Annotated in this window: 9 protein-coding genes; 5 read left to right on the top strand and 4 right to left on the bottom strand. The window is 59.1% G+C overall.

From position 1 onward, the window contains the following. Positions 1 to 214: 214 nt before the first annotated feature. Positions 215 to 1147, bottom strand: a complete 933-nt coding sequence (locus tag ACIQ0R_RS08135; protein WP_395826043.1) for a LysR family transcriptional regulator — start codon at positions 1145 to 1147, stop codon at positions 215 to 217. Positions 1148 to 1238: 91 nt separating this feature from the next. On the opposite strand from ACIQ0R_RS08135, the gene ACIQ0R_RS08130 reads away from it, so the two are divergent. Genes ACIQ0R_RS08130 through ACIQ0R_RS08110 form a run of 5 tightly spaced genes read left to right on the top strand, consistent with a single transcriptional unit; the run spans position 1239 to position 5933 of the window. After that, the gene (locus ACIQ0R_RS08130) at positions 1239 to 2474 is read left to right on the top strand and encodes an acyl-CoA dehydrogenase family protein (RefSeq protein WP_395826039.1); all 1236 of its coding nucleotides are present in this window, start codon (positions 1239 to 1241) and stop codon (positions 2472 to 2474) included. Then, complete coding sequence (locus ACIQ0R_RS08125; RefSeq protein ID WP_395826036.1) at positions 2471 to 3538, top strand: phosphotransferase family protein; 1068 nt, start codon at positions 2471 to 2473, stop codon at positions 3536 to 3538. The genes ACIQ0R_RS08130 and ACIQ0R_RS08125 overlap by 4 nt, the downstream gene beginning before the upstream one ends. Beyond that, positions 3535 to 4266 (top strand): histidine phosphatase family protein, encoded by a 732-nt coding sequence (locus tag ACIQ0R_RS08120; RefSeq protein ID WP_395826033.1) that lies wholly within the window; start codon positions 3535 to 3537, stop codon positions 4264 to 4266. The genes ACIQ0R_RS08125 and ACIQ0R_RS08120 overlap by 4 nt, the downstream gene beginning before the upstream one ends. Before the next feature lie 36 nt (positions 4267 to 4302). Beyond that, the gene (locus ACIQ0R_RS08115) at positions 4303 to 5097 is read left to right on the top strand and encodes an SDR family oxidoreductase (protein WP_395826030.1); all 795 of its coding nucleotides are present in this window, start codon (positions 4303 to 4305) and stop codon (positions 5095 to 5097) included. Continuing rightward, positions 5094 to 5933 carry an SDR family NAD(P)-dependent oxidoreductase gene (locus tag ACIQ0R_RS08110; protein WP_395826027.1) on the top strand — a complete coding sequence of 280 codons (840 nt, stop codon included), beginning with the start codon at positions 5094 to 5096 and terminating at the stop codon, positions 5931 to 5933. Before ACIQ0R_RS08115 ends, ACIQ0R_RS08110 begins: the two co-directional genes overlap by 4 nt. A 133-nt stretch (positions 5934 to 6066) precedes the next feature. Here the strand turns inward: ACIQ0R_RS08110 and ACIQ0R_RS08105 are convergent, their stop codons facing one another. From ACIQ0R_RS08105 to ACIQ0R_RS08095, 3 genes are all read right to left on the bottom strand, one after another. Then, positions 6067 to 7587, bottom strand: coding sequence for an aldehyde dehydrogenase family protein (locus ACIQ0R_RS08105; protein WP_395826025.1), 1521 nt, complete (start codon positions 7585 to 7587; stop codon positions 6067 to 6069). A 176-nt stretch (positions 7588 to 7763) separates the two neighbouring features. Next, positions 7764 to 8651 carry a LysR substrate-binding domain-containing protein gene (locus tag ACIQ0R_RS08100; protein ID WP_395826022.1) on the bottom strand — a complete coding sequence of 296 codons (888 nt, stop codon included), beginning with the start codon at positions 8649 to 8651 and terminating at the stop codon, positions 7764 to 7766. 197 nt (positions 8652 to 8848) lie between these two features. Then, entirely contained in the window at positions 8849 to 9910 is a 1062-nt protein-coding gene (locus tag ACIQ0R_RS08095) for a DUF1338 domain-containing protein (RefSeq protein WP_395826018.1), read from the bottom strand. Positions 9911 to 10151: the final 241 nt, after the last annotated feature.

Here is a 10151-nt window from a genome sequence, read left to right as displayed (position 1 = left end):
CGTCAACGTCAACGTCAACGTCAACGTCAACGTCAACGTCAACGTCAACGTCAACGTCAACGTCAACGTCAACGTCAACGTCAACGTCAACGTCAACGTCAAAACCACTTCCGTGCAATTAAATGGGGTCAGAGTTTTTTTTCGCGGTTCTTTGCGAAAATTACTCTGACCCCATTTAACGAACCACGGAGTAAATACAGCGGCGCATCTCCCGTTATTGCGCGGCCGCACTTCCCGCTTGTCCCTGCCCCAAAAACAACTCTCCCAACACCCCACGCAACCACCGATTCGCCGCATCCGGTTCGGCGTTTTGGTGCCAGTACAGGTAGACATCCAGCGGCGGTGTCGGTAGCGGGAGCGGGTAAATCCGGTTCGGCAGATTGATGTTGGCGATCTGGGCGTAGTGCTTGGGCATGGTGGTGAGCAGGTTGCAATTGCTGACCACCTGGCAGGCTGCGAAGTAGTGCTGGCAGCGCAGGCTAATCTGGCGTTGGCGACCGATGCGTGCCAGTTCTACGTCTTCTGCGCCAGCGCCGCTGCGGCGTGAGGAGACCAGGATGTGCCCTTGCGCCAGGTAGGTTTCCAGGTCCAGCCCTTTTTTCAATGCAGGATGATCGCGGCGCGCTACTACCACTAACGTATCGTGCGATAGCGGCGTGCTGCGGATTTCGCCGGGGCGCTGCAATAGCACATCGACGGCGATGTCGAGCGTACCGGCGGCCAGCTCCGACTCCAGTTGCCGTCTCTCCACCCGTACTGAATTGATGCTAATCATCGGTGCCCTGGCTTGCAGCAGTTGCATCAGCGGCGGCAGCAAGCGCGCCTCCAATACGCCCGGCAGGCCCAGGTTGAAACTGCGCTGGGTGGTCGCCGGATCGAACTGATTGCCGTGCTTGACGCTGGCTTCTAAGGTTTGCAATGCCTGCCGCACCGGGCCGATCAATGAGCGCGTCATCGGCGTTGGCAACATACTGCTGCCTTGTCGAACGAATAACGGATCGCCCAGCAAGTCGCGCAGCCGCGCCAGCGCGTGGCTGACTGCCGGTTGGGTGAGGCTGAGCACCTTCGCCGCACGGGTGATGTTACCTTCGGCGTAGATGGTGTCGAGCACCACAAACAGGTTGAGATCGATGCGGCTGATATGCATGAAATTAATTATTGCTTATATAAATCATTCATTTGATGAATTATAGCCACTGCGGCACACTTGGCAGAACTATTCAACAGCCGGGGACGCCATGGATTTTGCCTGTTCGCCGAAGGCGCGCAACTATATCGAACGGCTCAATACGTTCATGCGCGAGCAACTCTTGCCGGCTGAAGCTGAGTATTTCAGTCAATTGAAACGCGGACCGCTGCCGTGGCATGTGCCGCCGGTGATGCTGGCCTTGAAGGCCAAAGCCAAGCAAGCCGGCTTGTGGAATCTGTTTCTGCCGGATGATCGATGGGGTGCCGGACTGAGCAACACTGATTACGCTCCGCTGGCCGAAATCATGGGCCGTTCATTCATCGCGCCCGAAGTCTTCAACTGCAACGCTCCCGATACCGGCAACATGGAAGTGTTGGCCAAATACGGCTCGCCCGAGCAACAAGAGCAATGGCTCAAGCCGTTGCTGGCTGGAGAGTACCGCTCGGCATTCTGTATGACCGAACCTGAGGTCGCCTCCAGCGACGCCACCAACATGCGCGCCACCGCATTGATCGACGGTGACCAGGTGCTGCTCAACGGCCGCAAATGGTGGAGTACCGGCATCGGCCATCCGCACTGCAAGTTCGTGATTTTCATGGGCCTGACTTATCCTGACGGCCCCAGACATGCGCGCCATTCGATGGTCATCGTGCCGATCTCAGCGGCCGGTCTGAAAATCGAAAGGATGTTGCCGGTATTCGGTGCGCTCGATGAGCCTTACGGCCATGGCGAAGTCAGTTTCACCAATGTTCGGGTGCCGCTGGCAAATATCATCGCCGGTCCGGGGCGCGGTTTTGAAATCGCTCAAGGCCGCCTCGGACCAGGCCGCATTCACCACTGCATGCGTGCGCTCGGCGCTGCCGAAGTGGCGCTGGAAATGTTGTGCAAGCGGGCCTTGACGCGTACCGCCTTTGGCAAGCCGCTGGCCGATCTCGGCGGCAATGCTGACATTATCGCCAACGCGCGCATGGCGATTGAGCAATCGCGCTTGCTGACCTTGAAGGCGGCGTGGATGATGGATACCGTTGGCGCCAAGGCGGCAATCAGCGAAATTTCGCAGATCAAGGTGGTAGCGCCAAGCGTGGCGCAACTGGTGATCGATCAGGCGATTCAGATCCACGGCGGCGCCGGTCTTTGCGACGATTTGCCGCTGACCGCATTGTTTGCCTATGCCCGTGTGCTGCGCCTCGCAGATGGGCCGGATGAGGTGCACCGCGCGTTGATCGCCAAGCTGGAACTGCAAGCGCAAGCCGCTAAATTTGCCGCACAAGGAGAGTCTGCATGAGCCTGATCGACCAGGCCGGCGCGGTGCGCAGCGGCGAAGAATTGGATATCGCTGCGGTTCACGCCTTCCTGAAAGGTGTTGACAGCAGTCTTGAGGGCATGCCGACGATCAGCCAGTTTGTCGGCGGCGCCTCCAACCTGACTTACCTGCTCAGTTACGCCAACCGCGAACTTATCTTGCGTCGCCCGCCGTTCGGCGCCAAGGCCAGGTCAGCGCATGACATGCTGCGCGAAGCTAATATCATGACCGAACTGAAGCCGGTCTATCCCGATGTGCCCAAGGTGCTGGCGACCTGCCAGGAGCGCCGCGTGATGGACAGTGATTTCTATGTGATGGAGCGGCTGCGCGGCATTATCCTGCGCGACAAGCTGCCTGACGGTTTGCTGCTGAGCGCGGCCGAGACGCGCCAGCTATGCCTGAACGTGATCGAGAAGATGATCGCGCTGCATCAGGTCGATTACCAGGCAGCAGGCTTGGCGCATCTGGGTAAAGGCGAGGGCTACGTGCGACGGCAGATATCCGGTTGGAGCGAGCGTTATCGCAAAGCGCGCACCGATAACGCGGTCGATTTCGAACCGGTGATGCGCTGGTTGGCCGACCAGATGCCGGCCAATGACGTCGCCACCTGCCTGATTCATAACGATTTCCGGTTCGATAACGTAGTGTTGAATCCTGACGATCCGCTGCAAGTCATCGGCGTGCTGGACTGGGAAATGGCGACGCTCGGTGATCCGCTGATGGATCTTGGCAACACGCTGGCCTATTGGGTGCAGGCCGACGACGAAGCGCAGTTCAAGCAGATGCGACGCCAGCCCACCCATCTGCCGGGCATGCTGACGCGCAAAGAAGTGGTGGCCTACTATGCCGGAAAAACCGGTTTCCGCACCGATCATTTCGATTTCTATGAAATCTACGGCTTGTTCCGGCTGGCCGTGATCGTCCAGCAAATCTACTACCGCTTCCATCACGGCCAGACCAGGAATCCGCAGTTCGCATCTTTTATTGACTTTACCAATTATCTGGAACAGCGCTGCAACAAGCTGATCGCGCAGCCGGCCATATGAGTGCAGCAATCTACCTGGTGCGCCACGGTCAGGCCAGCTTTGGCGCGGCGGACTATGATCAATTATCTGCACTAGGTCTGCGCCAGTCGGCACTGCTGGGACAGTGGCTGGCGCAGACCGGGCGGCACATACCGTTGCTCATCACCGGCAGCCATCGTCGTCATCAGCAAAGCAGCGCGGCTTGTCTGGCAGCGCTGTCGCTGGCTGATGGCGCCGGTGCTGTCAATGCGGTGAATGCGCACCAGCAGTTGCAGGATCGTGGCTTCGACGAGTTCGATTACCAGCAACTGCTGCTGCGCTTGAGGCCCGAGTTTGCCGAGCGTGCTGTGCTGGCGGCTTACCTGGCGCAGCAAGAGAATCCGGCGCGCGCATTCCAGCAGATTTTTGCCAAGGCGGTGGCACGCTGGGTAGGCGGCAAACACGATGCCGATTACGGTGAAACCTGGTCGCAATTCAAAGCGCGTTGTAACGCTGCGTTGGCGCGGGTTCTGGAGCGAATCGGCGGCGCTCAATCGGCCTGGGTGTTTACTTCAGGCGGCCCGATCAGCGCGATTTGCCAGCAGTTGCTGGCGATTCCCGATCAGCAGATTTTTGAATTGAACTGGTCGTTGGTCAACACCGGCGTCACCAAATTGCAATACCGCCCGGGGCGCCTCAGCCTGAGTTACCTGAACAGTTTTGCGCATCTTGAAAGCGCACGCGATGCCACGCTGGTGAGCTATCGATAGCGCACCAGGTTACGCAATTAAACGGAGACAGAAAACATGACAAGCACAGCCATTTTTGACCTCAACGGCAAGATCGCACTGGTCACCGGCGCCAGCCGCGGTATCGGTGAAGCGATCGCCAGGCTGCTGGCGCAGCACGGCGCGCATGTGATCGTCTCGAGCCGCAAAGCCGAGGCTTGTGAAAAAGTGGTAGCGGCGATTGTGGCCGCCGGCGGCTCGGCCGAAACCATGGCTTGCCACATCGGTGAGATGGCGCAGATAGAAGCGATCTTTCAAGCGCTTGCCGACAAACATGGGCGGCTCGATATTCTGGTCAATAATGCCGCCGCCAACCCGCATTTCGGGCCCATCGTTGAGACCGACCTCGGCGCTTTTCAGAAAACCGTCGATGTGAATATTCGCGGCTATTTTTTCATGTCGTCGTATGGCGCTAAATTGATGGCGCAGAACGGCGGCGGCGCGATCGTCAACGTCGCCTCGGTTAATGGCGTCACGCCCGGCGTGTTCCAGGGTATCTACTCGATTACCAAGGCGGCGGTAATTTCGATGACTAAAGCCTTCGCCAAGGAATGTGCGGCCAGCGGCGTGCGCGTCAACGCGTTGCTGCCGGGTTTCACCGAAACCAAATTCGCCGCTGCACTGATCGACAATCCAGCGATCCTGAAACAAGCCTTGCAACACATCCCGATGAACCGTGTTGCGCAGCCGTCTGAAATGGCCGGCGCAGTGCTGTATCTGGTCTCGCTGGCAGCCAGTTACACCACAGGTGTTTGCCTGAATGTCGACGGCGGCTATTTGTTGAGTGAAGAACGGATGAGAAAATTAAAATGAAGAACTTACAAGGCAAGATAGCAGTCATCACCGGCGCTGCAGAAGGCATCGGCAAGGGCATCGCGCTGCGCGCGGCGGCAGAGGGCATGCAACTGCTGCTGGCCGATATCAACGCCGCCAAACTGCAAGCCACGGTGGCAGAGTTCAGGGCACAGGGCATCGCAGCCCTCGGTGTGCCGACCGACGTTGCCAGCGCGGAGCAGGTCAATGCGCTGGCAGCCAAGGCCTTTGCACAATTCGGCAATGTCCACCTGCTGGTCAACAATGCCGGTGTCGCGGTTGCGCGACCGGCCTGGGAAACTACGCAGAAAGATTGGGATTGGGTCATGGGCGTCAATTTCTATGGCGTCACCCATGCGTTGCGCGCCTTCATCCCCACTATGCTCAAGCACGGCGAGGAAGGGCATATCGTCAACACCGCCTCGATGGCGGGCCTCACCTCTCAGCCCAGTCTGGCTAGCTATAACGCCAGCAAGCATGCGCTAGTAAGCTTATTGGAAGGGCTGCATCACGACCTGGCATTGCGCCATTCAAAGATCAAGGTATCCGTATTGTGCCCCGGTTGGGTAAAGACCGACATCGGTCATTCGGAACGCAATCGCAGTGACGGCAAACAAGCAGGTTCTGCCATCGATCCGGTGGCGGCAAAAGTCGGCATGGCGGTGCTGCAAGCGGTTGAGAACGGCATCCCGGCAAGCCAGGTAGTAAGCGATGTGTTCGACGCGATTGCTGCCGAGCGTTTTTATATCCTGACCCATCCTGAAATGAAGCACGCGATCCAGGTACGGATGGAAGATATCCTGCAACAACGGTCACCGACATTGCTGAAGATATAAAGAGCAACTCGCTGGCAAAACCTGCCGCGCCGTCATCCTCGCGTGCGCGGGAATGACGGCGGCGTCTCGGTGAGGGGGCAGAGCGGTCAACGTTTATCGATCCTGGCTTGACGCTGCCGCCTCTTTTTGCGTTTTAATCGATATCAAATTTCACCCCTTGCGCCAATGGCAAGGTGCGGCTGTAGTTGATGGTGTTGGTGGCTCGACGCATATACGTCTTCCAGGCATCGGAACCGGATTCACGGCCGCCGCCGGTTTCCTTTTCGCCACCGAACGCGCCGCCGATTTCCGCGCCGCTGGTGCTGATGTTGACGTTGGCCAGGCCGCAATCGCTGCCGCTGGCGGACATGAAGGCTTCCGCTTCGCGCACGTCGTTAGTGAAAATCGCCGACGACAACCCCTGCGGCACTGCATTGTTGAGGCGCACCGCCTCGTCAAAGTTTTCGTAGCGCAGCACATACAGGATAGGCGCGAAGGTTTCGTGATGCACGATGTCGCTTTGCTGCGGCATGCGTACCAGGGCAGGGCGTACGTAATACGCGTTTTCGCCAGCGCCGACCGCTATCCGTTCACCGCCTGTGACCACGCCGCCTTCGGCTTTAGCCTGCTGCAATGCGCTTTGCATCGCCTCGAACGCTTGCTGGTCGACCAGCGGGCCGACCAGGGTGTCGGCATCCAGCGGATCGCCAACTTTGACGCTGGCGTAGATGCGTTCGATGCGGCTGATCACGTCGTCATAAATGCTGCTATGGACCAACAGGCGGCGCAAGCTGGTGCAGCGTTGGCCAGCGGTGCCGACCGCCGAGAACGTGATCGCGCGCAAGGCCAGGCTCAAATCAGCGCTGGGCGTGACGATCATGCCGTTATTGCCGCCCAGTTCGAGCAAGCTGCGGCCCAGGCGTGCGGCGACGGTGGTGGCGACGTTGCGGCCCATGCGCACGCTGCCGGTAGCGCTGATCAGCGGCACCAGTGGCGAGGCCGACAAGGTGGCGCCGATCTCGGCGCGGCCCAGCACCACCTGACACAGGTTTGCCGGCAGCAGATCGGGGCGCTGTTGCGCAAAGCGCGCCACGGCCTGTTCATACAACGCATGCACGGCCAAGGCCGCCAGCGGGGTTTTTTCCGATGGTTTCCAAATCACGGCATTGCCGCACACCAGCGCCAGCGCGGCATTCCAGGCCCACACCGCAACCGGGAAATTGAACGCGGTAATAACGCCGCAGACGCCTAGCGGATGCCAGGTTTCCATCATCCGGTGACCTGGACGTTCGGAGGCGATGGTCAGGCCGTACAACTGGCGTGACAGGCCGACCGCAAAATCGCAGATATCGATCATTTCCTGTACTTCGCCGATGCCTTCCGACAGGATCTTGCCCGATTCCAGCGTCACCAACTTGCCCAGCGGTTCACGGTGTTGGCGCAGCACCTCACCCAGAATGCGCACCAGTTCACCACGTACCGGCGCCGGCACCACGCGCCATTTTTCATAGGCTTGCCGGGCATGCTGGATGGCGGCTTCGGTTTCCGTCACGGTATGGGCGCGCAGCGATGCCAGCGCAGCGCCATCGCGCGGCGAACGCGAATGGAGATCGTCGCCGGCATGGGCCGAGCAATCGAAACCGAGTTCAGCGAAGAGAGTGGAGAGGTACGTCATGTTGTCCTTTACGAGGTTCAGGTGCCGATCCGTGTGCCGCCTGGTGGGCGAACTGCTGTCGGTGATGGCTTCGAGTATAAGGAATAAGGCGTGCTTTCTTAAAATCAAAAAATATCAGGACATCATTACCTTTGATCATGCAACGCCAGCCTGGTTCGCCGCATTGGCATGGCAGCTCAGGCGTCCGGCAGCTCGCCCAGAATCCATTGCTGAAATTTCAGCAGCGCCGCCTTGCTGGCGTTTTTTTCAGGATAGGTCAGGTAATAGGATTGCGGGCTCTTGACAGCAAACGGGAAAGGCACATGCAACTGGCCCAGAGCGATCTCGGTTTCCACCAGAAATTTCGGCATCAGCGCCACGCCGAGTCCGGCGGCAGCGGCCTGGATTACCATCGACAGTTGTTCGAAGCGCGGCCCGGAAAGCGCATCCGGGCAAGCCACGCCAACCCGGCTGAACCAGTCCTGCCAGGCTTGCGGGCGGGTGGTGTGTTGCAATAACGTCATCTCGCTCAGGTCTTTAATGCACTTGATCCGATAACCCAGTTCCTGATTGCAGACCGGCAGAACTTCTTCTCCCATCAGCCGCACCATGACCGCGCCGGGCCAGTTCGGCTCGCCGAAATGGATCGCCGCATCCACCAGCCGGCTATTGAAATCGAACGGCAATACCTCGGTGCTCAGATTGAGGATCACCTCGGGATGGGCGGCATTGAACCCGGCCAGGCGCGGAATCAGCCATTTCACGCCGAAGGTCGGCAGGGTGGCCGGGTTGAGCACGCCGCCGGAATTTTTTTGCGCCATCACCTGGAAGGTCGCCATCTCGATCTGTTTGAGCGTAGCGGCGACCTGGCGGGCGTATTCGACCCCGGCCTCGGTCAGGATCAAACGTCGGTTGATGCGCTCGAACAGCTTCACCCCCCCCAGATACGCTTCGAGGATCGCCGCCTGCCGGCTCACCGCGCCTTGCGTCATATGCAACTCATTGGCGGCTTTGGTGAACGACAGGTGGCGGGCCGCCGTGTCGAAGGCGATCAGACACGAGGTGGAGGGGATGAATCTGCGCATTTTTGTGGTCAGCGGGTTGGTATGTGCAGCCGAGCTGGCACTATAGCAAACATAGCAAACGCGCGGCTTTTCGGGCCGCTTTTTAGCGTGCTCTGCGCTGCGCCGTTGCGCAGTGATGATGTCGCTTGGGTTATTACTGGAGCTATCGGCGGGGTTATCGGCGGGGCGGGCTATCGGTAGTGTTATCAGCCGCTTTATCACTCATCACGTGCGGTCGTTGGCTTGACTGCCGGACTGGCTTGCGCTGCGTACTCTGCGTTCTCTGCCGTAGCGGTCATCTTGAAAATCCCTTGCGCGTTGCCGCTGTCGAAGCTCAGATCCAGCTTGCTGGTCTGGCTGTTTGCCTCCAGATAGCGCTCGCGCGAGATGAACTCATAGAACGATCCCGGTACCTGCATCTCGACCAACTTGCCGTTATCGTCGCGCATCGGCCGCGATACCATGCTGGCGCGCAGCGCGGTCTGCCGCACCCGGCCGTTAGCGGAGACTTCGATCTTGTCCTTGATGCTGCGCCCCAGCGCACGCTGCGCCGCGGCCACCTGCGCGACATCGGCGACGCGGTCGGTGGCGTGATTGAAGGCATTGCCTTCGGTCGAAATCCAGGCCATTTCGGCCGATTCAGCCAGCAAGATCCGATATTCGGCGACGCTGAGCAATTCGTGCTGGCGATCGAAACAGCGCACCAGCACCGACAGCAGCGTCAGCGCGTCGGCCAGCGGCAAGGCTGTCTCTACAGCCAGCTGTTGCAGCAACCGCACCGAGTGCGGATCAAGCGGATCTTGCGAGGTCGACAAAACCCGGTCGACAGTCGCCTGAAATGCGGCGGAAAACTGTCCAGGATGCAGTTCGCTCAGGAAGAACTGAGCGATCTCTTCCGGATCGTCCCGATGCGTGTAGGCGCGGCCCGTCATGCTGATCCGTAGCAATGGATAGACGCCGTTGAGATAATAGCCGAGCGGCAGCAAGATGCGCGTAAAAGCCGTTTCACCGGCGGGCAGCATGCCCGTGCTCGGGCCCAGCACGGTGCGTAAGGCGCCATGATCGAAGCGGATCTTGTTGCCGGCGCCGACTGCATCCTGCACGTACTCGTTGCCCTGCGGGATAGCTTTCAGCAGTTTTTCGAACAGCAACATGTTCAACGCTTGTGCAATCTCGATTCTGGAGATGGTGCTGGAACGCGGCCGCAACGTACTCTCGGGGATCAGCAACAGATCGGAGAGTCGGCTGGCCTGCCCGGCGCCCAGTAGGGGCGCCAGCATACAGTGCAGATTGGTGGCGGACATGTGCGCTATTTATCGAAGAAGGATACGCCCAGTGTAAATTTGATTGCGCCCGGGATAAACCGATAAATAGTCGCCCCTGAACAACCCCATCCCCCAATGTTGGCGGGGCCCGATGCCTCAAAAGCGGTTGCGGAATTTGCAAGAACATGGAATATTTCTATTCAATTTCTTGCAAATATTGTCGAGGTGTCTGTGGGTCCCAAGTGTGATATGCCGC

It is taken from the genome of Collimonas sp., assembly GCF_044339385.1.
Lineage (GTDB): Bacteria > Pseudomonadota > Gammaproteobacteria > Burkholderiales > Burkholderiaceae_D > Collimonas.
The sequence above is the reverse complement of the archived record's forward strand: the minus strand, read 5'-3'. Positions and strand labels throughout refer to the sequence as shown.